This is a genomic window from Actinomadura litoris, assembly GCF_009733595.1.
Classification (GTDB): Bacteria; Actinomycetota; Actinomycetes; order Streptosporangiales; family Streptosporangiaceae; genus Spirillospora; species Spirillospora litoris.
In genome coordinates this window covers 72,909-94,659 of record NZ_WOFH01000004.1, presented here as the reverse complement: position 1 = coordinate 94,659, position 21,751 = coordinate 72,909, and the positions used below count along the sequence as shown (strand labels likewise).

Genomic DNA, 21,751 nt, shown 5'->3' with positions numbered 1-21,751 from the left:
TTTACCGCTCCCCCCGTCTCCCCTCACGGAGACCGTATCGCGCGAACGGCGATCCTCGCGCGCGGGGTGATCGACACGACGGCTCCGGCGCCCTGGAGCGTCTTCACCACGCCGCCGGGGATGTTGAGCGCGGTGGCCATGGTGTGCGGGTCGCCGATGGCGAGGAACCGGTACGGGGCCTGCAGCAGCCGCCCGTCGGCCTGGACGCCGTCCTGCTCGTCCAGGAAGTAGGTGTCGACCCCGGCGCGGACCTCGTTGACCTGGATGACCTCGGCGCCCGCGTCGCGCAGCTCCTGCAGCGCGTCCAGCAGGTGGAGCGCCCGCACGCCGTGCCTGCGGTCGTCGATCGCGACCTCCACGCCCGGCCCCTCGGCCGGGAGGGTGCCCGCCAGGAGGCCGTAGGTGGTCGCCCGCCTGCGCGCCTCCTCCAGCGCCGTCCCGCCCTGGGCGTCACGTTCGAGACCGGCCTTGGTCTCCTCCAGGTCGCGAAGGTCTCCCCTCAGCCGCTCGGAGCGCTGGCCCAGGTCGGACAGGATGCCGACCAGCTCGTCCTGCCGCGCGGTGGCGAACGTGGTGTCGCGCTTGTTCGCCTGCACCTGGGCCACCACGGCGAACCCCAGTAGCAGGCACAGAAGCCCGCCGGCGAGCTGCCCCCAGGAAACGCGGGGGCGCAGCAGATCCAGTACCCCGCCGACGCCCTTGGGAGCCTCCGAGGGCGGGGCCGATGACCTGCGTGAGCCTTCGTCCGCCGGGCTCTGGCCGCCGGAAGCCTCGGGCGCCGGGTCCTCGCCTGGTGCGGTCATGCGCCGAACAGCTTCCGCCGGATGGCCGCCGCGTTGGAGAAGATGCGGATGCCGAGGACGACCACGACGCCGGTGGAGAGCTGGGAGCCGACGCCGAGCTGGTCCCCGAGGAAGACGATCAGCGCGGCGATGACGGTGTTGCTGACGAAGGAGACGACGAACACCTTCTCGTCGAAGATCCCCTCCAGCCGGGCCCGGACGCCGCCGAACATGGCGTCCAGCGCCGCCACGATCGCGATGGGCAGGTAGGGCTGGAGCCAGAGCGGGACGGTCGGCTCGAAGATGAAACCGAGCGCCACCCCGATCGCCAGCCCGATCAGCGCGATCACTCCCGGCCCACCTCTCCCCCGTTCCCTGTTCCGCCCGCCCTCATCGGCCCTCCCGGAGGGTGGCGTAGCGCAGCTGGAGCCCGGCCGCCGCGGGCAGGCGCACCTCGTCGGAGCGGCGCGTCGCGTAGCCGATCCGGTAGCGCTCCTGGAGCTGCCGGAGCCGCCGGTCGGCCGCCGCCCCCTCGAAGCCCTTCCGCAGGGTCCCGGGATCGCCCAGGGCCGTCACCTCGTAGGGGGCGCGGAGCGGGCGGTAGTCGACGAGGATCGCCTCGCCCGCCGTCCTGATGGCCGTGACCGGCGTGACCCGCTGGCCGTTGATCCCGATCGCCCTGGCGCCGGCGGCCCAGAGGCCGTTCACCGCGACCTGGATGTCCTGATCATAGACCCGGCCGTCGTCCGCCTCGGGTCCGCCGCCGGACGGCGCCTCGTCGTGCGGCGCGTCGTCCAGCGTGATGACCAGCCCGGATCCCGCCGCGGGCGCGGCCGCGGCGGCCGTCCTCGCCTCGGCCAGCTCCCGGCGCGCCCGGCGGCCGGCGTCGCTGCGCGCCAGGGCGGCGGCCCGGCGGCGCTCGGTCTCGTCCCGCAGCCGGTCCAGGCGCCGTTGCAGGCCGTCGGTCTCGCCGGTGCGGGCATGGATCTCGTCGATGAGCCTGGCGCGCTGCTCGGCCGCCACGGGCTCGCTGCGGCGCACCTCGGCCCCCGCCACGGCCAGGAGCACCCCCACGAGCACGAGGACGAGCAGGACGCCGCCGCCCCCGAACCGGCTCCGCCGCGCGCCGTCCGCGCCCCCGCCTCCGCTTGCCTCCCGCCGGGCCGCCGCCTCCGCGTATCCGGGGTCGAGCAGTTTTCCGGAGAACAGGTCGAGGAGCAGTGACATGGAGGCGTCCGGGCGCCCCCAGCCTCCCGTCTTGGACGAGCCCTCCGTCGCCTCGTCGCCCTGAGGTCCGCGCGGGTCCCGGACACCGGGCACGGGCGTATCCGGCCGTCCGGACGGTGGTTTACGGTCGCCCGGTTCAGCAGGTTCCGGGGTGCCGTGGCGTGCGATCACGAGCCCATCATGGCAAGAGCCGGCGCGTCGTCCGCACAGGCGGCCCTCCGCCGCCCCGCCGTGCCGCGCCGGTGCGGTCCGCATGCGGGACGGGCTTGGAGGAGGAGGGGCGTGCTCAGGCCACGGCGGCGCGGGAGCGGTCGAGGCCCATGCGCAGGGCGAGGCCGGCCAGGACGGAGCCCATGAGGTAGCGCTGGACCCGCTGCCACCCGGGGCTGCGGGTGAGGAACGCGGCGATGCTCCCGGCCCCGAGGACGATGAGGACGTTCACGGTGACGGCGACCAGGACCTGGACGGCGCCGAGCATGAGGCTCTGCAGGGCGACGTGCCCCCGGTCGGGGTCGACGAACTGCGGCAGCAGCGACACGTAGACGACGGCGATCTTCGGGTTCAGCAGGTTGGTCACGAGGCCCATCGTGAACAGGCGGCGCGGAGGGTCGGCGGGGAGCTCCCTCGGCGCGAACGCGGACGCGCCTCCCGGCCGGACCGCCTGCCAGGCGAGCCAGAGCAGGTAGACCGCGCCGCCCAGCTTGATCGCCGTGTAGAGGGGCGGGACCAGCGCGAAGACGGTGGTGAGCCCGGCGGTGGCGGCGACCACGTAGACCAGGAAGCCCGCCGCGACGCCGCCGAGCGAGATCAGGCCCGCGCGCCTGCCCTGCGTCACCGACCGCGACACCAGGTAGACCATGTTGGGGCCGGGGCTGAGGACGATCCCGAGGGCGACGAGGGCCATACCGGCCAGGGCGGCGAGCGAGATCATTGCACTTCCTCCAGTGGGTTGCCCCGATGCTAGGACTCGGAGCGGAATCAGTGCAATAATCACTTTGCTCTCGGTGCAATTTGGGGAATGCATGGATGACTTTCGGCGGGTGGCGGACGCGGTGGCCGCCGACATCAGGGCGGGGCGGCTGCGCCCCGGCGAGCGGCTACCGCCGCAGCGCTCCTTCGCGCGCGCCCGGGGCATCGCCAACTCCACGGCGAGCCGCGTGTACCAGGAGCTCGCGCGCCGGGGCCTGGTGACCGGCGAGGTGGGGCGCGGCACGTTCGTCCGCTCGGCGGAGCGCGCGTCCACCCCCGCGTTGGCCGAGCCGACGAACGCCCGCGTAAACCTCGAACTCAACTATCCCGTGGTGCCCGAGCAGGGCGCGTTGCTCGCGTCCGGCATGGAGCGCCTCCTACGCCCGGACGCCCTGGACACCGCGCTCGGCCTTGTCGGCGTGGGCGGCACCGCGGACGCGCGCGAGGCCGTGGCGGGGCTGCTGTCCACGCAGGGCTGGAGACCCGCGCCGTCCGAGATCCTGTTCGCGGGGAACGGCCGCCAGGCGCTCGCGGGGGCGGTCGCCGCGCTGGTACCGCCGGGCGGGCGGCTCGGGGTCGAGGCGCTGACCTACCCGGTGATCAAGGGCATCGCGTCCAGGCTGGGCGTGACGCTCGTCCCGATCCCGATGGACGAGCACGGCCTGCGCCCCGACGCGCTGGCCGACGTGCACGAGCGCGCGCGGCTCGCGGCCGTCTACGTCCAGCCGACCTTGCAGAACCCCTACGGGACGACGATGCCGTGGGAGCGGCGCGCCGCGCTCGCCGCCGCGCTCGCGCGCCTCGACCTCCACGCGATCGAGGACCGCGTGTGGTCGTTCGTCGCCGCGGACGGCCCGGCGCCCCTGGCCTCGCTCGCGGCGCGGCGCACGGTGGTCGTCGACAGCCTCTCCAAGCGGCTCGCGCCGGGGCTCACGCTCGGTTTCGCGGTCGTCCCCCAGGCGCTCACCGGACGCGTCGCCTCCGCGTTGCGCTCGGGCGCCTGGGCGCCCGCCCGGTTCGCGCTGGACGCGGCGTCCGGCTGGATCGCCTCCGGGGCGGTCGAGGACGTCGGCGAGGCCAAGCGCGCCGACGCCGCGTCCCGCCAGCGGATCGCGGCCGAGCGCCTCGCGGGCGCCGCCGTCCGGACCGACCCGTGCTCGTACTTCTGCTGGTGGGACCTCCCCTCACCATGGCGCGCCGACACCTTCGTGGCCGCCGCCGGGCGGCGCGGCATCGCCGTGACCCCGGCGGCCGCGTTCGTCGTCGGGACGGCCGGGGCCCCGCGCGCGGTCCGCGTCGGCCTCGCGTCGCCGCCTCCGGAGACCCTCGCCCGCGCGCTCACGGTGCTGGCCGAGATCGCGGCGGGCACGCCCGAGGACGCGGAGATCGACTGAACGCCCGCCGACCTGCGGGAAAGGGCCCCGGCGGCCCGGCGCCGGGTGATCGTGCCCGGGCCCCTGAACCTCCGGGGCGGGCGGCCGCGCCACGAGTTGTCCACAGGTCGGCGGATGGCTGGACTTCGGGGAACGGGTCGTCCATCGTTCTTGGAGAGCGGGGAGATCAGGCTGGGGGCGATGGGATGATCGAGGTCTGTGGGGTCGGGCAGCGGACCGGCGGGGGCCGGCGGACGCTACGGGACGTGTCGCTGACGATCGCGAGCGGCGAGCTCGTCGCGATCATCGGCGGCAGCGGGGCGGGCAAGACGACGCTGCTGGACGCCATCGCGGGCGTGCGGCCGCCTTCGGAGGGCGAGATCCGCCACAACGGCGGCGGGGGCACGCTCGGGTATGTCCCGCAGGACGACATCGTCCATATGGAGATGCCGCTGCGGCGCACCCTGCGATACGCGGCGGGGCTGCGGCTGCCCTCGGGGACGTCCCCGCAGGCCGCCGAGAAGGCCGTGAACGAGGTCCTGGAGGCTCTGGCACTCACCGAGCACGCGGGGCAGCGGGTCGGGGCGCTCAGCGGCGGGGAGCGCAAACGGGCGAGCATCGCGGTCGAGCTGTTAACCCGTCCTGGCGTCTTCTACCTGGACGAGCCGACCTCGGGCCTCGACCCCGCCACCGCCGCCGACCTGATGCGCCTGCTGCGCGGGCTCGCGGACGCCGGGACGACCGTCATCGTCACCACCCACCACCCGCCGGACGTCGCGGTGTGCGACCGCGTGGCCGTCCTCGCGCCGGACGGGCGGCTCGCGTTCTACGGCTCGCCCGCCGAGGCCAAGCGGAGGTTCCAGGCCGACGGCATCGAGGACATCTACCTGCGCCTGGCCGGAGAGGAGGCCCCCCGCGAATGGGCCGGGCGGTTCGACGCCCCGGGCCGCGCCGCGGGCCCGGGGATCGGCGCCTTCGCCCAGTGGGCGCTGCTCACCCGGCGCAACCTCGACCTGCTGACCCGCAACCGGCTCACCCTGGCAGTCCTGGCCGGTTCGCCGCTCATGGTGCTGGCGATGTTCGCGGTCCTGTTCCGGCCGGGGGCGTTCTCACCGGCCTCTCCCAGCCCGAGCGCGGGCGTGATGATCCTTTTCTGGATCGCGTTCGGCGGCTTCTTCTTCGGACTGACCTACGGGCTCCTGCAGATATGCACGGAACTGCCCGTCCTCAGACGCGAACGCTTCACCGGCCGCCGCCGACGGGTCACCCGCACCGGACGGCCGCCGGCGCCCACACCGCTGAGCGAGGCGACATTCCAGGAGGCCCGTCTCCCGTCCGGCAACGGCACCCGCCCAGCAAAGGAGCCGTCAAACGAACAGCGCCCCAGAGAGCCCCGCATCCTCGGAGCCGGCCGGGAGATGGCCGCCGATCGCGCCATGGAGGCCGACCACGAGGCTGAGCCCGCCCCAAGAGCAGAAGACACCCGGAGATCGGATGCTCACCGGCCCCTGGACGCCGGCCGGAGCCCAGACGCCGGGCGAACCGCCGGGCGAACCATGGCGCGGGAACCGGACACCGGGCGAAGCATGACGCCAGGCCCGGAGGCCGGACGCAATACGCCGTGGGCCCGGGAGGCCGGGCAGAGCATGAGCCAAGACCCGGAGCCCGGACGCGATACGACGCGGGACCCGGAGGCCGGGCGAAGCATGACACAAGCCCCTGAGGTCGGCCGGAGCGTGACGCCAGGCCCGGAGCCGGGGCGGAGCGTGCCACAGGGGCCGAAGGCCGGGCAGACCTCGGCGCGGGAGCCCGAGCCCGGGCGGAGCATGACGCAGGGCGCGGAGGCCGGGCGGAGCGCGACACGGGAGCCGGAGGCCGGGCGGAGCGCGTCTGGGGACCGGGGGGCGACCGCCGGGCGTGGCGGGAGGAGGGATGGCGGGCTGCGGGTCGGTCCCTACGTGCTGGCGAAGGTGGCCGTGCTGCTGCCCCTGCTGGCCGTCGTGGACGCGCTGATGCTCGGCGTACTGCGCACGCTCGACCGGCTGCCGCCGATGGGTTGGCGGACGTTCGGGGCGCTGTTCGTCACGCTGCTGCTCTGCTCGCTCGCCGCGCTGGCGCTCGGGCTGCTCGTGTCGGCGGCGGTCACCGATCCCGCGCAGGCGACGATGGCGCTGCCGATGCTCTGCTTCCCCCAGGTGCTGTTCGTGGGGGCGATCCTGCCGGTGCCGGTGATGGCGGCGCCGGGGAGGTGGTTGAGCTACGCCATGTCGAACCGGTGGGCGTTCGAGGGCCTCGGGCACAGTCTCGGGGTGGAGCGGCTCTGGGGATCGGGACGGTCCCCGCTGGGCCCGCCCCTGCTCGCCTCCTACGGCGGCACCTTCTCGCGTTCACTCCTCGTCGACTGGGCGCTGCTGGCCGGATTCGCGGCGCTGTTCCTCGCGGGCACCTGTCTCGTCCTCTCGCGCAGGGCACCAAACGCTCAATGATCGACCAAAAAAGGTCACTCTGCCCCCTTGCATAACACCCTTCCGTTTTGGAGCGTCCTTTTAGGGTGTGCCGCTATTAGAGTCGGGGGTAGACGATGTCTGACTTCCAGGTCGACGCCACGCCGACACTCCATCCCGAGTACGCAGCGACTCGGCGACTCGACGAGCTTCGCGCCGCCGAGTACGGGCACCTGGACGAGCGCGGCCAGGTCTACCTCGACTACACCGGCTCGGGGGTGGCGGCCCACGCGCAGCTCCGCGCGCACTTCGAGCGGCTGTCCGGGCACTGTTTCGGCAACCCGCATTCGGAGAGCCCGACCTCCAGCGCGGCCACGGCCCTCGTGGAGGAGGCGCGCGCGGCGATCCTGAGGTTCTTCAACGCCTCCCCGGACGAGTACGCGGTGATCTTCACCGCGAACGCCACCGGGGCCTGCCGCCTGGTCGGCGAGGCGTATCCGTTCCGGCGCGGCACGGGGCTCATCCTGACGAGCGACAACCACAACTCGGTGAACGGGATCCGGGAGTTCGCGCGGGCGCGCGGTGCGCAGGTCACCCATCTGCCGGTCCGCGCACCGGATCTCCGCGTCCCCGGGGAGGAGGTCCGCGCCGCCCTCGGACGCCGCCGGGGCCTGTTCGTGTTCCCGGCCCAGAGCAACTTCACCGGCGTCCAGCATCCGCTGCGCTGGATCGAGCTCGCGCACGCGCGCGGCTACGACGTGCTGCTGGACGCGGCGGCGTTCGTCCCGGCGAACCGCCTGGACCTCTCCCGGGTGCATCCCGACTTCGTCCCCGTGAGCTGGTACAAGGTGTTCGGCTACCCGACCGGCGTCGGCGCGCTGGTCGCCCGGCGCGCGGCGCTGGCCCGGCTCCGGCGGCCCTGGTTCGCGGGCGGGACGATCCAGGCCGTGAGCGCCCTCGGGGGCTGGCACATCATGGCCCGCGACGAGACGGCCTTCGAGGACGGCACCCTCAACTTCCTGTCGATCCCCGACGTCGAGTTCGGCGTCCGCTGGATCGAGGACATCGGCATCGACCTCATCCACCGGCGCGTCCACCACCTGACGTCCTGGCTCCTGCACCGCCTCACGGGCCTGCGCCACCCCGACGGCTCACCCATGATCGTGCTCTACGGGCCGGACGGCACCGACCGCCGCGGCGGCACGGTCGCCTTCAACGTCCTCGACCGCCGGGGCCGGATCGTGGACGAGCGGATCATCGCCCGCGACACCGCCGCCGCGGGCATCTCCATCCGCACCGGCTGCTTCTGCAACCCGGGCGCCGGCGAGGGCGCCTTCGGGATCTCCGAGCGCGCCCTGCGCGGCTTCGGCTTCGTCGGCCGGGGCGCCCGCTCACTGGAGGACTACCTCGGCATCCTCGGCCTCCCGAGCGGCGGCGCCGTCCGCGCCTCCCTCGGCCTGGTCTCGAACACCGCCGACGTCGAGCGCCTCGTCACCTTCCTGGAGGCCACCTACAGCGACCGCGTCCCGGACCCCGGCGGCCTGAAACCTCGCGAACGCTGCTGAGGCCCCACCCCAGACAGTCCACCTCCCGCCTCCGATCGAGCACGAAACGCCTGCCAAAAGCATGCCGCCCCGCCCACACAAGCCCCGCGAACGCTGCCAAGACCCGGCCCCATACGGTGCACGCTCTGCCGCCGATCGGGCGTGGAACGCTTGCGAAGGGGCGGCAATTCGCCCGTGCGAGTCCCGCGAGCGCTGCTGACCTCGCGCCAACGGTCCGCGCCTGACCCTCGGCCCGCCCGGGCCCGTGGCCGTGGGGCTCAGGAGCATGTCGGCGTTCGCCGTGGGGCGGTGGTCAGGGCCTGTCGGCCCCGCTGCGCAATCCCGCGGACGGCCCAGCCCCTTTAACCTGACCCTCGGCCCGCCCGGGCCCCTGGCCGTGGGGCTCAGGAGCATGTCGGCGTTCGCCGTGGGGCGGTGGTCAGGGCCTGTCGGCCCCGCTGCGCAATCCCGCGGACGGCCCAGCCCCTTTAACCTGACCCTCGGCCCGCCCGGGCCCCTGGCCGTGGGGCTCAGGGGCGTGTCGGCGTTCGCCGTGGGGCGGTGGTCAGGGCCTGTCGGCCCCGCTGCGCAATCCCGCGGACGGCGCAGCCCCTTTAATCGGCGTGTCCCTTTCTGCTTCACGCCGTGGTGTGCGGGTCGGGTCAGGTGCCTGTTCGCTCCACCACCGTCGCCCACTGTTCGAGCAGGTCCTGGGCGGAACCGGTGTCCGGGCCCTCGGCCCACAGGTGGGTGACGGGCTCGGCGGGGTCGGGGAGGACCAGGACCCAGCGGCCGTCGTCCTCGACCACCCGCACGCCGTCGGTGGTGTCGACCGTGCGGCCCCCGGCGGCCTCCACCACGTGGCGCATCACGCCGCCCTTGGCCGCCCACGGGGTCGGGACGGAGCGCCGGAGCAGGTGGGCCTCGGGGATGCGGCGGTCGATGCGGGAGAGCGTCAGGCGGGTTCTGGCGACGAGGCCGACGAGGCGGATGAACGCGGCGATCCCGTCCACGGTGCCGCTGAACTCGGGCATGAGGAAGCCGCCGCGGCCGTCGCCGGCGAAGATCACCTCGGGGTGGGCGGCGGCCCGGGTGAGGACGTCCTGCGAGGTGGACGTCCACTCCACCTGGACGCCGTGGAAGCGGCAGACGCGCTCGGCGACCCGGGTGGTGGTCACCGGGAGCGCGACGCGTCCCGTGCGGCGCTCGGCGGCGACGAGGTCGAGCATGACGAGCAGGGCCCGGTCGTCGCCGACGGGTTCGCCGTTCTCGTCCACGAGCGAGATCCGCTCTCCCACCGGGTCGAAGCGGACGCCGAACGCGGCGCGGGATGAGGAGACCAGGCTGCCGAGGCGTTCCAGGTCGCGCATCCGCTCGGCGAGCGTCTCGGTGGGGTTGGCCTCGTCCAGGCCGTTGTTGCGGGTGAGGACCTCGACGCCGAGCTTGCCGAGCAGGTTCGGCAGGACGAGCGAGGCGGTGCCGCCCGCGCTGTCCAGGACGATCTTCAGGCCGGCCTCGCGGACGCCGCTGATGTCCACGCGGCGGAGCAGGTCGCGGGTGTAGGTCTCCACGACGCGGGGCGGGTAGGTCAGCTCGGCGATCTCGCCGGGGAACGCGCGGCGGTACTCCTGGCGGCCGAACACGCGCTCCAGCCTGCGCCGCGCCGCCTGGGACAGGTCGGCGCCGTCCGCGTCGAGGAAGAGGATGTCGACGCCCTGCGGGTCGCCGAGGGTGGTGCGGATGTAGATGCCGCCGACGCAGTCGGCGCGGCCGGTCTCGAAGCGCGCGACGGTGAGCGGGGTGACCTCCAGGTCCAGGACGTCGATCGCGCCGGCCGTCAGCGCGCTGATCACGGCCCGTTTGAGGGTGCGGGCGGCGCGGGAGACGTCGCGTCCGGCGACGACCGTGGTGCCCTTCTTGAGCGTCGTCGCGTAGGCGCTGGCGAGGCGTACCGCGAGCTCCGGCGTGATCTCCACGTTGACCAGCCCGGACACGCCGCGCGGGCCGAACAGGCTGCGCTGGCCGCGCGACTCCCAGATCACGCTGGTGTTGACGACCGCGCCCGCCTCGATGGTCTTGAACGGGTAGACCTTGACGCCGCTGGAGACGTAGGCCTCGGCCTCGATGACGCACTCGTCGCCGACGACCGCGCCCTCCTCGACGCGGGCGCCGGCCATGATGTCGGTGTTCTTGCCGATGACGCAGCCGCGCAGGCTGGTGGACGGGGCGACGAACACGTTGTCGTGGACGATCGCCCGGTGCAGGAACGCGCCCTCCTTCACCACGACGTTGCTGCCGAGGACGGTGTACTCGCGTAACTCGACCCCGGCCTCGACCTTGGCGTAGTCGCCGATGTAGAGGGGGCCCTTCAGGACGGCCTCGGCGTCCACCTCCGCGCCCTCGGCGACCCACACGCCGGGCGAGACCTCGAAGCCGCCGAGGTCGATGCCGACCTGGCCGGACAGCATGTCGGCCTGCGCCCGGAGGTAGCTCTCGTGGGTGCCGACGTCCTCCCAGTAGCAGTCGGCGACGTACCCGAACAGCGGCGCGCCGTCCGCGAGGAGCCGCGGGAACACATCGGCCGACCAGTCGACGACCTCGCCCGGCGCGACGTGGTCGAGGACCTCCGGCTCCATGACGTAGATGCCGGTGTTGACGGTGTCGGAGAACACCTGGCCCCAGGTGGGCTTCTCCAGGAACCGCCGCACGCGGCCCTCGTCGTCCACGATGATGATCCCGAACTCCAGCGGGTTCGGGACGCGTTTGAGCCCGATCGTGACCAGGGCGCCGCTGCGCCGGTGGAAGCGCACCATGTCGGTCAGGTCGATGTCGGTCAGCGCGTCCCCGGAGATGACGAGGAACGGGTCGTCGCGCAGCGCCTCCCCCGCGTTCCGGACGCTGCCCGCGGTGCCGAGCGGGATCTCCTCGGTCGCGTAGCTCAGCGCCATGCCGAGCTCGTCGCCGTCGCCGAAGTAGTTGCGGATCAGCGCCGCGAGGAACTGGACGGTGACGACGGTCTCGGTGAACCCGTGCCGCTTGAGCAGGCGCAGCACGTGTTCCATGATCGGCCGGTTGACGAGCGGGAGCAGCGGTTTGGGCTGGTTGGCGGTCATCGGACGCAGCCGCGTCCCCTCGCCCCCCGCCATCACGACGGCCTTCATGTGGAGTTCCGGCTCCTCTCCGAGCGCCGGCCGACGGGGCCGGCGCCCGGCGGCGCGCCCCCGGCCTGATCGCTCGCGGCGTCCGGCGGCGGGCCCGGATCCGGGGCGGGATCCGGCGGCGAGGCGCGTCCGGCCAGCACCAGCCGGCGCGTCTGCGTCCAGTACAGGACGGCCGCCCACCAGTAGAGGACCGTCCCCCAGATGGCGAAGGACCATCCGATGACCTTCGCCGTTGTCCCCGCGCCGCCGTCGTGGTCGCCGAGCAGCAGCAGCGGGAAGGCGTACAGCAGGCAGAGCGTGGCCGCCTTGCCGATGAAGTGGACCGGCAGCGTCCCGCCGTACCCGAGCCGCCGGACGATCGGCGCGATCGGGAGGATCGCCACCTCCCGGGCGACCAGCAGCACCACCAGCCACAGCGGGATGATGTCGCGGATCGTCAGGCCGACGAGCGTCGCGAAGATGTAGAGCCGGTCGGCGGCCGGGTCGAGGACCATGCCGAGCTTGCTGGTCTGGTTGAGGACGCGCGCGAGCTTGCCGTCCAGCCAGTCCGAGAGGCCGGCGAACACCAGCAGGCCGAGCGCCCACCAGTCCGCCTCGGCCAGGACGAGCCACAGGAACAGCGGGACGCCCACGAGCCGCGCCATGCTCAGGACGTTGGGCACCGTCCAGATCCGGTCCTGCCCGGCCACAGCATCCACCGCCGCGCTCGCCTCCCCTGTGTCCCTTGATCCTGACCCTACCGGTAAGGGTTGGAAAGCCCCCCGATAGCGTGCGGGGCATGCGATGGACGGTGCACGGCGAGCGTTCGGTCTACGACAGCCCCTGGATGGACGTGCGGCTGGCCGACGTCGAACTGCCCGACGGGCGGCGCTTCGACCACCACCTCCTGCGGGTGCGCCCGGGGGCCGGGGTGGTCGCCGTGGACGGGGCGTCCCGCGCGCTGCTGATCTGGCGGCACCGCTTCATCACCGACCGCTGGGGCTGGGAGGTCCCGGGCGGGCGCGTCGAGGAGGGCGAGGACCCCGGCGACGCGGCCGCGCGCGAGCTGATCGAGGAGACCGGCTACCAAGCCGGCCCGATGCGGCGGCTGCTGGAGGTCCCGGCGTCGCCGAGCGTCCACGACGGGGTCCACCACTTCTTCCAGGCGGACGGCGCCGAGCGGATCGGCAAGCCCACCGACGTGGAGGCCGAGCGCATCGAGTGGGTTCCGCTGGCGGACGTCCCGGAGCTGGCCGCGCGCGGCGAGTTCGGCTCCGCGGTCGCCCTCGGCGCGCTGCTCTACCTGCACACCCTCGCCGCGACCGGCCGCCTAGGGGCCGACCGGGGCTGAGTCCTTGACGGGGAGGACGGCGGTCACGACGAAGCCGCCGCCGTCCCCGGCGCCCGCGTCCAGCGTGCCGCCGATGCTGCGCGCCCGCTCGATCATGCCGAGCACCCCGAACCCCTCCGGCGTGCCCCCGGACGGCCCGCGCCCGTCGTCGGCGACCCGGACGACCAGCCCCTCCCGCTCGCGCGCCAGCCCCACCGAGACGGCGCTCGCGGCGGCGTGCTTGACGACGTTGGTCAGGGCCTCCTGGACGATCCGGTACGCGGCGACGCCGACCTCCGGCGGCAGCGTCCCGATCTCCGCGTCGTCGAGCGCCACCCGCAGCCCCGTCGCGCGCGCGGCCTCCGCGAGACCGGCGATCGCGGTGACGCCCGGCAGGATCTCCGGCGGGCCCGCCTCGGTGCCGCGCAGGACCTGGAGGGTGCCGCGCAGCTCCGTCCGGGCGTCGCGGCAGGTCGCGGCGATCGAGGCGAGCGCCTCGCCCAGCTCGTCGCGGTCCAGGGGCCGGTCGCCGCGCACGAGGTGCGCCGCCGCGCCGGCCTGCACGCCGATGACCGTGATGCTGTGCGCGAGCAGGTCGTGCAGGTCGCGCGCGATCCGGAGGCGCTCCTCGGCGACCCGGCGGCGCGCCTCCTCCTCCCGCGTCCGCTCGGCGCGCTCGGCCCGCTCGGTGATCGCCGCGACCCGCGCCCGGTGGCCGCGCCACACCTGCACGGCGATCGCGACGGCGACGACCCCCTCGATCACCGCGATCTGCTCGCGGACGCTGCTGCCGCCCGCCCGCATCGCCATCCCGACGACGCACGTCAGGAGCAGGAACCCGGCCACGCTGAGCACGACCCGGACGCGCCGTCCGAGCACCGCGTACCCGAACATCGCGATGACCTCGGCGGGCACCAGCGCGTGGTGCTGGTACTGCATCAGGTGGTAGGGCAGCGCCAGCACGACCAGCGCCGCCAGCGCCGGCCCCGGGTGCCGCCGCAGCAGCACCAGCGGCACGTGCACCCCGACCAGCAGGACCGCCCCGAGGGCGTCCAGCGGCCGCACCCCTGGCCACATCCCCGCCGCGACGGCCGCGCACGCCGCCAGCGCGCCCACCGCCGGCACCATCACCGCCGGCGCGTCCAGCGCCCGGACGCCCGGCCGTCCCCGCATCACCACGCCCCCATCTTCCCCGACCGCCCTCGCCTTCCGCACCCGCCCCCGCCCAGCCGCCCCGACCAGCACACCCCCGAACCCGCCAGGACCGCCGCCCCCCACCTCCTATGGCCGGCTCCTCGGTGCGACCGCCGGTAGGCCCCGCGCCTGGGCTTGGGCGCGGGGCCTCGGGTGGGTCAGCAGGTGCAGCCGTTGACGGCCCAGGGGAGGTTGAACCTGCGGTAGAGGATCGAGCGGCTGGAGGCCCTGTCGCCGGTGTCGAGGTTGCTCTCCACCAGGGCGCCCACCATGTGGTCGGCGGTCTTGACCATGCTGGAGTAGCCGCCCTCGGCGCCGCCGTCCGACGGCGGCTTCGGGCCCTCGGAGAGCGGGCGGCTCCGCTCCCACGTCCGGGCGTTGTCGTAGCTCACGCGCACCCGCATCTTCTGGCGGGTGTCGGTGCTCGCGGAGTTGAGGAACAGGGTGCGGCGGGGAGCGTCCGGCTCGGCGTTGTTGTATTGCAGGACCGATGCCTGGTTCTTCGGGTCGAGGAGGGTGTCGTCCCAGGTGTAGGCGCCGAACCGGCCGGTGATGCCGCCGCGGGCCACCCAGCGGCGCTTATGCCGGTTCCAGGAGTCGAGGGTGGGCCGGTCGTTGCGGTAGAGGGTTCCGTCGTCGAGCTGGGTTATGGTGGCCTCGCCGGTCTCCTCGCCGAGCTTCTGCACCTTCCAGGTCCTGCCGTGGTCGGTGCTGTAGATGTTGCGGTGCTGGGCGGGGATCACCAGGGTGCCGTCGTCCATGGAGAGGCCGGCGCCGGGGCCGACCGCGTCCCACGCCCAGTCCTTGCCGTCGGCCTTCTTCTTCGGCAGCAGCGTCGCGGTCATGTCGGTGGGCGCGGACTCGCCGTTCGCGCCGGTGAAGCTCTGCCCGTCGTCGGTGCTCTTCATGACGTAGACGCGGCGCTCACCCCACCTGGTGATCGCGGTGGTGGGCTCGCCCGTGTCGGGGTTGGCGCCGCCGCTCTGGCTCTTGTCGGCGGCGTTCCACGACAGGAACAGCCAGACGGTGCCGGTGGAGCGGTCGACGACCGGGGTCGGGTTGCCCCAGGTGCCCATGCCCGACCCGACGGCCTCCTTGAGACCGGACCAGTCCCCGGGCCTGGTGCCGTCGCGCACGCCGCGCTTGTAGAGGAGGTTGATGTTGCCGTAGTCCTTGTTGCTCTTGGCCCTGCCCTCGGCGAACGCCAGCAGCGTGCCCGCGTTGGTCCGCACGATCGCCGGGATGCGGAACGTGTGGTAGGCGACCCCGTTGAGCGATTCCTGGTTCGCGCCCCGGAAGAGCACGTCGACGGTGTGGTACTCCTCCCGGCCCTTGGCCGGGTCGTCGGTCGCGGAGGCGGGCGGGGCGAGCAGCGCGGTCCCGGCCGCTCCCGCGGCGACCATCGCCGACAGTGCGCCGAGGGTTCGCGGACGAGTCGTCCTAGCTGTGTGCACGGTGACTCCAACCTGACGCGGGGAGGTGCCTGCCTTGATCATTTGCAAAGTAGACAGCGAAGGTTAACGAAGATCGAACTCGTCGGCCGGGGGCGCGGCATGATGGCGGTGCCGGAGAGGGGACGTGAACGCATGTCGCATGGGAAGCGGCGCGGTTCCGCACGTGTGGGCGAGGGCCGGTGAAGGCCGTCTACCTCATCACCGGGATCCAGGCGTCCGGGAAGTCGACGGTCGCGCAGGCGCTCGCGGAGCGGCTGCCCCGCTCGGCGCATGTGCGCGGTGACCTGTTCCGCCGCATGGTCGTCGGCGGGCGCGCCGAGATGGCCCCGGAGCCGTCGCCGGAGGCCGTCCGGCAGCTCCGGCTGCGGCACCGGCTGACGGCGGCGACCTGCGACGCCTACTTCGACGAGGGGTTCACCGTCGTCGCTCAGGACGTCGTGCTCGGCGGGCACCTCGCCGAGATGGTCCGCCTCGTCCGGTCGCGTCCGCTGCTCGTGGTGGTGCTCGCCCCGCGTCCCGAGGCGGTCGCCGCGCGGGAGCGGGCCCGGGGCAAGGACGCCTACGACGCGTGGACGGTCGAGCTGCTCGACCGGACGCTGCGCACCGGGACGCCGCGCCTCGGGCTGTGGCTCGACACCTCGGACCACACCCCCGAGCAGACGGTCGGGGAGATCCTGGAGCGCGCCTGGCCGGAGGCCGCCGTCGGCCGCCCGGCCGCGCCGTCCCGCTGACGGGCCTTTATCCCACCCGCGGCGGTTGCGGCAACGGGGGTGCGGCGGGTTACGGTCGTCAGCGACAGATCGCGGGGGCCCGGCGAACCGGGCTGAGATAGCGGCTGGGACGGCCGCTGACCGCTGGAACCTGACCGGGTAATGCCGGCGTAGGGAGAGATCGAGTCGTATGACCGAGACCGTGGTTTCCGCTGCCCGCAAGACCTACCTCCAGGGCTCGCGGCCCGATGTGCGCGCGCCGATGCGGGAGGTGCCGCTGACCGACGGCGGGTCCGTCGTCCTGTACGACACGTCCGGGCCGTACACCGACCCGGCGCATGAGACGGACGTCCGCCGGGGGCTGCCCGCCCTCCGGGACGCGTGGATCGCCGAGCGCGGCGACACCGCCGCCTACGAGGGGCGGGCCGTCCGTCCCGAGGACGACGGGCGCCGCTCCGGCGACCCGCTGCGCGACCGCGCGGCGTTCCCGCCGAGACGGCCGAGGCGGGCGTCCGGAGGGGCGGTGACCCAGCGCGCCTACGCCCGGCGGGGCGAGGTCACGCCCGAGATGGAGTTCGTCGCGCTGCGCGAGGGCGTGGCGCCCGAGTTCGTCCGGGACGAGCTGGCCGCCGGGCGCGCGGTGCTGCCCGTGAACGTCAACCACCCCGAGATCGAGCCGATGATCATCGGCCGGAACTTCCTGGTGAAGGTGAACGCCAACATCGGGAACTCGGCCGTCGCCTCCTCCATCGAGGACGAGGTCGAGAAGATGACGTGGGCGACCCGCTGGGGCGCCGACACGATCATGGACCTGTCGACGGGACGCGACATCCACACCACGCGGGAGTGGATCCTGCGGAACTCGCCCGTCCCGGTCGGGACCGTGCCGCTCTACCAGGCGCTGGAGAAGGTCGGCGGCGACCCGGCGGAGCTGACGTTCGAGGTGTTCCGCGACACCGTGATCGAGCAGGCCGAGCAGGGCGTGGACTACATGACCGTCCACGCCGGGGTGCTGCTGCCGTACGTGCCGCTGACGGCGCGCCGCAAGACCGGGATCGTGTCGCGCGGCGGGTCGATCATGGCGGCGTGGTGCCTCGCGCACCACGAGGAGAACTTCCTGTACACCCGCTTCCGCGAGCTGTGCGAGATCTTCGCCGCCTACGACATCACCTGGTCGCTCGGGGACGGGCTGCGCCCCGGCTCGATCGCCGACGCCAACGACGAGGCGCAGTTCGCCGAGCTGCGCACCCAGGGCGAACTGACCCGGATCGCCGCCGAGTACGACAACCAGGTGATGAACGAGGGCCCCGGGCACGTCCCGATGCACAAGATCAAGGAGAACGTCGACCTCCAGCGGGACTGGTGCGACGACGCGCCCTTCTACACGCTCGGCCCGCTGACCACCGACATCGCGCCCGGCTACGACCACATCACCTCCGCGATCGGCGCGGCGATGATCGGCTGGTACGGCACCGCGATGCTCTGCTACGTCACGCCGAAGGAGCACCTCGGGCTGCCCGACCGCGACGACGTCAAGGCGGGCGTGATCGCCTACAAGATCGCGGCGCACGCGGCCGACCTGGCGAAGGGGCATCCGGGCGCGCAGGCGTGGGACGACGCGCTCTCGGACGCGCGGTTCGACTTCCGCTGGGAGGACCAGTTCAACCTCTCGCTGGACCCCGACACCGCCCGCGCGTTCCACGACGAGACGCTCCCGGCCGCGCCGGCGAAGACCGCGCACTTCTGCTCGATGTGCGGGCCGCACTTCTGCTCGATGAAGATCACGCGGGACGTCCGCCGCTACGCCGACGAGAACGGGCTCGGTGAGGGCGAGGCGCTGTCGGCCGGGATGCGGGAGAAGGCAGACGAGTTCCGCGCCGCCGGAGGCCGCGTCTACCTGCCCCTCGCCCCCGGCGGATCCTGACCGTCCGCCCCGGGAGCGCGGGCGCCGACCTGCATGGCAGGCTCCCTCGCCGGGCGGCGCGGGGTAATTCATCCCTGAGAACATCGGCTCCTCCTTGGCCCGTAAAGTGATCACCACCTTGGCCGTCACAAGGCCGCCGGGCCCCTCATGCGCGCACTCAGAAAATGGCTCGCTGACGAATAGGCCCTCTCGGCGGCGGATATGGGGAGGCGATCGACCGGTCGCCGATCCGCTCCGGGTGCGGTGGCACGACCTGTGCGACGCCGCCTCTGAGGGTGGTGGCGACGCACGTCGGTCGAACCCGACCTGATCGCCTTTCGGAATCTGGAAAGCGACCTCGGCACCCTCGCACTTCGGCTGCCGCCGCCGGACCGCATCCGGACACGGTGAAGCGCCAACTGGGTGCGGATATGGGGCGTCTTTCCTATCAATCGGTTTCGGTTCGCATGATGGAGGGTTCGAAATGCGCGCGCTAATCGGGGGGCTGCTGTCCCTGGTGCTGTCGGTGGTCCTGGTCGGGGTGCTCGGCGCGCCCGCGTCGGCCGCCTGTAGCACCGCTTGGGGGTCGCAGGACAAGGGGACGCTGCACGACCACGCGGACGGGCCGCTGGAGCGGGTCCGCACCGGCCGCCAGGACTGTTACGACCGGCTGGTCATCGAGGTGGCGGGGTCGGGGTTCGGCTACCTCGCCGGGTATGTCGACGAGGTGGTGCAGGAGGGGTCGGGCAACCCGGTCCCGCTGCGCGGGGGCGCCAAGCTGCGCCTCATCGTCCAGGCCGCCGCCGCGAGCGGGTTCCCGGCGAGTTCGCCCGAGCTCGCGAATGTCGGCGGGTACACCACGTTCCGGCAGGTGGCGGGGGCGGGGTCGTTCGAGGGCCAGACCACGATCGGCGTCGGGGTGCGGGCGCGGCTGCCGTTCCGGGTTCTCACGCTGCCGCGTGCGGGAGGCGGCACGCGGCTCATCGTCGATGTGGCCCACACCTGGTAGCCGGAGCGCCGTCCCGCGCCCCGGCCCGTGTCAGCGGTGGTCGGAGTCGATCGCCAGTTCGGTGACCAGGGTCGTGATGGCGCGGGCGGTCTCGACGACCTGGGGGGCGATGACGTCCCGCAGTTCCGCCTTGTCCAGCGGGCGGGCGATGGAGACGTTGATCGCGGCGATCGGACGGCCGGACGCGTTGAAGACGGGGGCGCCGACCCCGCGGATGCCGAGGACCATCTCCTCGTCGTTGAGGGAGTAGCCGCGGCTGCGGATGCGGTCGAGCTCCTGGCTGAGCTTGTCGAGGTCGGTGATCGTGTACTGGGTGACGGCCTCCAGCGCGCCGCCGCCGAGGATCTCCTCGACCTCCTCCCTGGGGAGGAAGGCGAGGATGGCGCGGCCCAGGGAGGTGGCGTGGACGGGCAGCCGGCTTCCGACGAACAGGCGGAGGGCCAGGAGGTCGTCGTTCAGCAGGCGCGCGACGTAGACCACGTCCGCGCCGTTCAGCAGCGCCATGTTGACCGTCTCGCCGGTGCTCTCGCGCAGCCGCTGGAGGTAGGGGCGCGCCATCTCCGGCAGTTCCCGGCTGCTCAGCGCCGCGCGCGCCAGCGAGATCGCGTTGAGGCCCGGACGGAACGTCCGCGCCTCGGTCTCCTCCAGATAACCGAGGCTCAGGAGCGTCTGGCAGAAGCGGTACGCGGTCGCGCGGTTGAGGCCGGTCAACGAGGCGATCTCGCCCGTCGTGAGGGCGGGCCGCCTCTCGTTGAACAGTTCAAGGATGGCGAGAGCGCGCGAGACGGACTGGATGAGGTCCTTCTTGCCGTTCTCGGCCTCACCAGGCGAAGAGTTGTTCGATGTGCGAGCCACAGGCACGATCTTAACCCACCGCGGCGGATACTTCACTCGCGCGCCCCGCGACGCCAGGCGTCGAGGGAGGTTCTGGCCTTACTCCGCTGGTGCACTGGGGGATGGTGACACGTGTCCGGAACCGCCGATCCGGTCGGCGTCAAACCTGGTCCGCCCAGGTGGCACGGAGTATGCTCACCATATGAGCGTGCAGTCGAATCGTGAACAAGATCGAGGCCCGGCAGCGGTGCCGTGGCGGACCGGTCACCGGCGGCTCGGGGCGGCCGAGACGCGCGGTCTGCTCGGCGAGCCCGACCCGGAGACGCGGTTGAAGATCCTTGATCATCTCGACCGGAACTGCCTGACCTTCATCGCCCACTCGCCGTTCTGCTGCATGGCCACCGCCGACGCCTCCGGCGCGACCGACTGCACGCCCCGGGGCGACTATCCGGGGTTCGTCCGCGCCCTCGACGAGCGGACGCTTCTCATCCCCGACCGGCTCGGCAACAAACTGGGCGACTCCTTCTCCAACATCGTCGAGAACCCGCATGTGGGGCTGCTGTTCTTCGTTCCGGGAGTGGTGGAGACCCTCCGGGTGAACGGGCGCGCCTACGTCACCGACGACGGGGACCTGCGGACGATGCTGGAGCAGGACGACGTGCGCCCCGAGCTGGCCACCCTCGTCGAGGTCGACGAGGCCTACCTGCACTGCGGCCGGTCGCTGCTGAGGTCGCGCCTCTGGGAGGACGACATGCGGGACCTGGCGCAGGAGATCCCCTCGCCCGGCACGTTCTGGGCGGACGCGGCGGCGACGGAGGGGCTGGACGCCGAACGGCTCGACCGCCTCTTCGACGACGGCTACCAGGAGCTCTACTGAGATGATGACCCGTGCAGGCGGCCGCCTCCTCACCGTGACGGGCATCGACCGCCCGGCCCGCGACATCGTGGCCCTCCACCTGGCGGACCCGGCGGGCGGCCCGCTCCCGGAGTGGGAGCCGGGGGCCCACATCGACGTCCAGCTGATCACGCGCCATCTGCGCCAGTACTCGCTGTGCGGAAGTCCGGACGACAGGACCGGCTACCGCATCGCGGTGCTCAGGGAGCGCCTGTCTCGCGGGGCGTCCGCCTATGTGCACTCCTATCTGGACGTCGGCAAGAAGGTGCGCGTGTGGGAGCCGCGGAACCACTTCGGGCTGCGTCCCGCCGAGCGCTACGTCTTCCTGGCCGCCGGGGTCGGGATCACGCCGATCCTGCCGATGGTCATGCGGGCGCGGGAGGCGGGCGTCCCCTGGCGGCTCGCCTACAGCGTCCGGACGCTGGAGGAGGCCGCGTTCCGCGACGAGCTGGCCGAGCTGGGCGAGGCGGTGACGCTGCGGGCCACGGGCACCGGGGGCCGGCTCGACCTCGGCGGGTTCGTCGGGGACCTCCGGGAGGGGACGGGCGTCTACTGCTGCGGCTCCCCCGGCTTCGTCGAGGCCGCCGAGAAGGCCGTGGCGGGGTGGCCGGAGGGGAGCTTCCACGCGGAGCGCTTCGTCCCGGTCCCCCGCGACTTCGGCCCCAGCGAACCGTTCGTGGCGGTGTGCGCGCGGTCGGACGTGCGCGTGCGGGTGGACGCCGGGGTCGGCCTCCTCGCCGCGCTCCGCCGCGAGGGCGTCCGGGTGGCCGGAGGCTGCCTGAAGGGGGTGTGCGGCTCGTGCGCCGTCACCGTGCTGGACGGCGTGCCCCAGCACCGCGACTCGCTGCTGGGCCCCGGCACCCTGGACCGCATGCACGCCTGCGTCTCCCGCGCCGCCACGCCGGAGATCGTCCTCGACGTCTAGGAGACGGGGAAGAGGGGG

At 73.2% G+C, this 21,751-nt stretch carries 18 protein-coding genes and 1 riboswitch; of the genes, 9 read left to right on the top strand and 9 right to left on the bottom strand.

The window, feature by feature from the left end; all coding sequences use genetic code 11:
- Window positions 1-23: 23 nt before the first annotated feature.
- From GNZ18_RS11715 to GNZ18_RS11700, 4 genes are all read right to left on the bottom strand, one after another.
- Window positions 24-803 carry a DUF881 domain-containing protein gene (locus GNZ18_RS11715; RefSeq protein ID WP_156216351.1) on the bottom strand — a complete coding sequence of 260 codons (780 nt, stop codon included), beginning with the start codon at window positions 801-803 and terminating at the stop codon, window positions 24-26.
- Window positions 800-1,132, bottom strand: a complete 333-nt coding sequence (locus GNZ18_RS11710) for a small basic family protein (protein WP_214619531.1) — start codon at window positions 1,130-1,132, stop codon at window positions 800-802. Before GNZ18_RS11710 ends, GNZ18_RS11715 begins: the two co-directional genes overlap by 4 nt.
- A gap of 40 nt (window positions 1,133-1,172) precedes the next feature.
- Complete coding sequence (locus GNZ18_RS11705) at window positions 1,173-2,102, bottom strand: DUF881 domain-containing protein (RefSeq protein WP_156216350.1); 930 nt, start codon at window positions 2,100-2,102, stop codon at window positions 1,173-1,175.
- A gap of 193 nt (window positions 2,103-2,295) precedes the next feature.
- A complete protein-coding gene (locus GNZ18_RS11700; RefSeq protein ID WP_156216349.1) occupies window positions 2,296-2,940 on the bottom strand; it encodes a LysE family translocator in 645 nt (214 codons plus the stop codon).
- A 91-nt stretch (window positions 2,941-3,031) separates the two neighbouring features.
- Between GNZ18_RS11700 and GNZ18_RS11695 the strand changes: the two genes are divergently transcribed.
- From GNZ18_RS11695 to GNZ18_RS11685, 3 genes are all read left to right on the top strand, one after another.
- A complete protein-coding gene (locus GNZ18_RS11695; protein WP_156216348.1) occupies window positions 3,032-4,372 on the top strand; it encodes an aminotransferase-like domain-containing protein in 1,341 nt (446 codons plus the stop codon).
- A 245-nt stretch (window positions 4,373-4,617) separates the two neighbouring features.
- Complete coding sequence (locus tag GNZ18_RS41150) at window positions 4,618-6,837, top strand: ATP-binding cassette domain-containing protein (protein WP_216651250.1); 2,220 nt, start codon at window positions 4,618-4,620, stop codon at window positions 6,835-6,837.
- Between the two features lie 95 nt (window positions 6,838-6,932).
- On the top strand, window positions 6,933-8,360 hold the full coding sequence (locus GNZ18_RS11685; RefSeq protein WP_156216347.1) for an aminotransferase class V-fold PLP-dependent enzyme: 1,428 nt from the start codon (window positions 6,933-6,935) through the stop codon (window positions 8,358-8,360).
- Between the two features lie 641 nt (window positions 8,361-9,001).
- Here GNZ18_RS11685 and GNZ18_RS11680 read toward each other — a convergent pair.
- Window positions 9,002-11,500, bottom strand: a complete 2,499-nt coding sequence (locus GNZ18_RS11680; RefSeq protein ID WP_156216346.1) for a mannose-1-phosphate guanyltransferase — start codon at window positions 11,498-11,500, stop codon at window positions 9,002-9,004.
- Window positions 11,497-12,198, bottom strand: a complete 702-nt coding sequence (gene clsA, locus GNZ18_RS11675; protein ID WP_374225484.1) for a cardiolipin synthase ClsA — start codon at window positions 12,196-12,198, stop codon at window positions 11,497-11,499. Before clsA ends, GNZ18_RS11680 begins: the two co-directional genes overlap by 4 nt.
- A gap of 80 nt (window positions 12,199-12,278) precedes the next feature.
- On the opposite strand from clsA, the gene GNZ18_RS11670 reads away from it, so the two are divergent.
- The gene (locus GNZ18_RS11670) at window positions 12,279-12,830 is read left to right on the top strand and encodes an NUDIX hydrolase (protein ID WP_156216345.1); all 552 of its coding nucleotides are present in this window, start codon (window positions 12,279-12,281) and stop codon (window positions 12,828-12,830) included.
- On the opposite strand, the gene GNZ18_RS11665 is transcribed toward GNZ18_RS11670, so the two are convergent.
- Window positions 12,810-13,982, bottom strand: coding sequence for a sensor histidine kinase (locus GNZ18_RS11665; protein WP_156216344.1), 1,173 nt, complete (start codon window positions 13,980-13,982; stop codon window positions 12,810-12,812). The two genes, GNZ18_RS11670 and GNZ18_RS11665, sit on opposite strands and share 21 nt — an antisense overlap.
- 179 nt (window positions 13,983-14,161) lie before the next feature.
- Window positions 14,162-15,406 carry a sialidase family protein gene (locus GNZ18_RS11660; RefSeq protein ID WP_173390749.1) on the bottom strand — a complete coding sequence of 415 codons (1,245 nt, stop codon included), beginning with the start codon at window positions 15,404-15,406 and terminating at the stop codon, window positions 14,162-14,164.
- A 230-nt stretch (window positions 15,407-15,636) separates the two neighbouring features.
- Between GNZ18_RS11660 and GNZ18_RS11655 the strand changes: the two genes are divergently transcribed.
- The 3 genes from GNZ18_RS11655 to GNZ18_RS11645 all read left to right on the top strand — a co-directional run bounded on the left by GNZ18_RS11655 (window position 15,637) and on the right by GNZ18_RS11645 (window position 19,079).
- Entirely contained in the window at window positions 15,637-16,188 is a 552-nt protein-coding gene (locus tag GNZ18_RS11655; protein ID WP_312874437.1) for an AAA family ATPase, read from the top strand.
- A gap of 61 nt (window positions 16,189-16,249) precedes the next feature.
- Window positions 16,250-16,361: riboswitch (TPP riboswitch) on the top strand.
- Window positions 16,358-18,091, top strand: a complete 1,734-nt coding sequence (gene thiC, locus GNZ18_RS11650; protein ID WP_156216342.1) for a phosphomethylpyrimidine synthase ThiC — start codon at window positions 16,358-16,360, stop codon at window positions 18,089-18,091. Its footprint overlaps the riboswitch before it by 4 nt.
- Window positions 18,092-18,554: 463 nt before the next feature.
- Entirely contained in the window at window positions 18,555-19,079 is a 525-nt protein-coding gene (locus GNZ18_RS11645) for an AMIN-like domain-containing (lipo)protein (RefSeq protein WP_156216341.1), read from the top strand.
- Between the two features lie 30 nt (window positions 19,080-19,109).
- Here the strand turns inward: GNZ18_RS11645 and GNZ18_RS11640 are convergent, their stop codons facing one another.
- The gene (locus tag GNZ18_RS11640; RefSeq protein WP_156216340.1) at window positions 19,110-19,934 is read right to left on the bottom strand and encodes an IclR family transcriptional regulator; all 825 of its coding nucleotides are present in this window, start codon (window positions 19,932-19,934) and stop codon (window positions 19,110-19,112) included.
- A gap of 181 nt (window positions 19,935-20,115) precedes the next feature.
- Here GNZ18_RS11640 and GNZ18_RS11635 point away from each other — a divergent pair, with 181 nt between their 5' ends.
- Window positions 20,116-20,790 (top strand): MSMEG_1061 family FMN-dependent PPOX-type flavoprotein, encoded by a 675-nt coding sequence (locus tag GNZ18_RS11635; protein WP_156216339.1) that lies wholly within the window; start codon window positions 20,116-20,118, stop codon window positions 20,788-20,790.
- A 1-nt stretch (window position 20,791) separates the two neighbouring features.
- Complete coding sequence (locus tag GNZ18_RS11630; protein WP_216651249.1) at window positions 20,792-21,733, top strand: PDR/VanB family oxidoreductase; 942 nt, start codon at window positions 20,792-20,794, stop codon at window positions 21,731-21,733.
- The last annotated feature ends 18 nt before the right edge of the window (window positions 21,734-21,751 follow it).

Coding starts and splice junctions, on each gene's coding strand:
- GNZ18_RS11715 (WP_156216351.1), bottom strand. CDS start 803: ATGACCGCACCAGGCGAGGACCCGGCGCCCGAGGCTTCCGGCGGCCAG.
- GNZ18_RS11700 (WP_156216349.1), bottom strand. CDS start 2,940: ATGATCTCGCTCGCCGCCCTGGCCGGTATGGCCCTCGTCGCCCTCGGG.
- GNZ18_RS11695 (WP_156216348.1), top strand. CDS start 3,032: ATGGATGACTTTCGGCGGGTGGCGGACGCGGTGGCCGCCGACATCAGG.
- GNZ18_RS11685 (WP_156216347.1), top strand. CDS start 6,933: ATGTCTGACTTCCAGGTCGACGCCACGCCGACACTCCATCCCGAGTAC.
- GNZ18_RS11680 (WP_156216346.1), bottom strand. CDS start 11,500: ATGAAGGCCGTCGTGATGGCGGGGGGCGAGGGGACGCGGCTGCGTCCG.
- GNZ18_RS11670 (WP_156216345.1), top strand. CDS start 12,279: ATGCGATGGACGGTGCACGGCGAGCGTTCGGTCTACGACAGCCCCTGG.
- GNZ18_RS11665 (WP_156216344.1), bottom strand. CDS start 13,982: ATGCGGGGACGGCCGGGCGTCCGGGCGCTGGACGCGCCGGCGGTGATG.
- GNZ18_RS11660 (WP_173390749.1), bottom strand. CDS start 15,406: ATGGTCGCCGCGGGAGCGGCCGGGACCGCGCTGCTCGCCCCGCCCGCC.
- thiC (WP_156216342.1), top strand. CDS start 16,358: ATGACCGAGACCGTGGTTTCCGCTGCCCGCAAGACCTACCTCCAGGGC.
- GNZ18_RS11645 (WP_156216341.1), top strand. CDS start 18,555: ATGCGCGCGCTAATCGGGGGGCTGCTGTCCCTGGTGCTGTCGGTGGTC.
- GNZ18_RS11635 (WP_156216339.1), top strand. CDS start 20,116: ATGAGCGTGCAGTCGAATCGTGAACAAGATCGAGGCCCGGCAGCGGTG.
- GNZ18_RS11630 (WP_216651249.1), top strand. CDS start 20,792: ATGATGACCCGTGCAGGCGGCCGCCTCCTCACCGTGACGGGCATCGAC.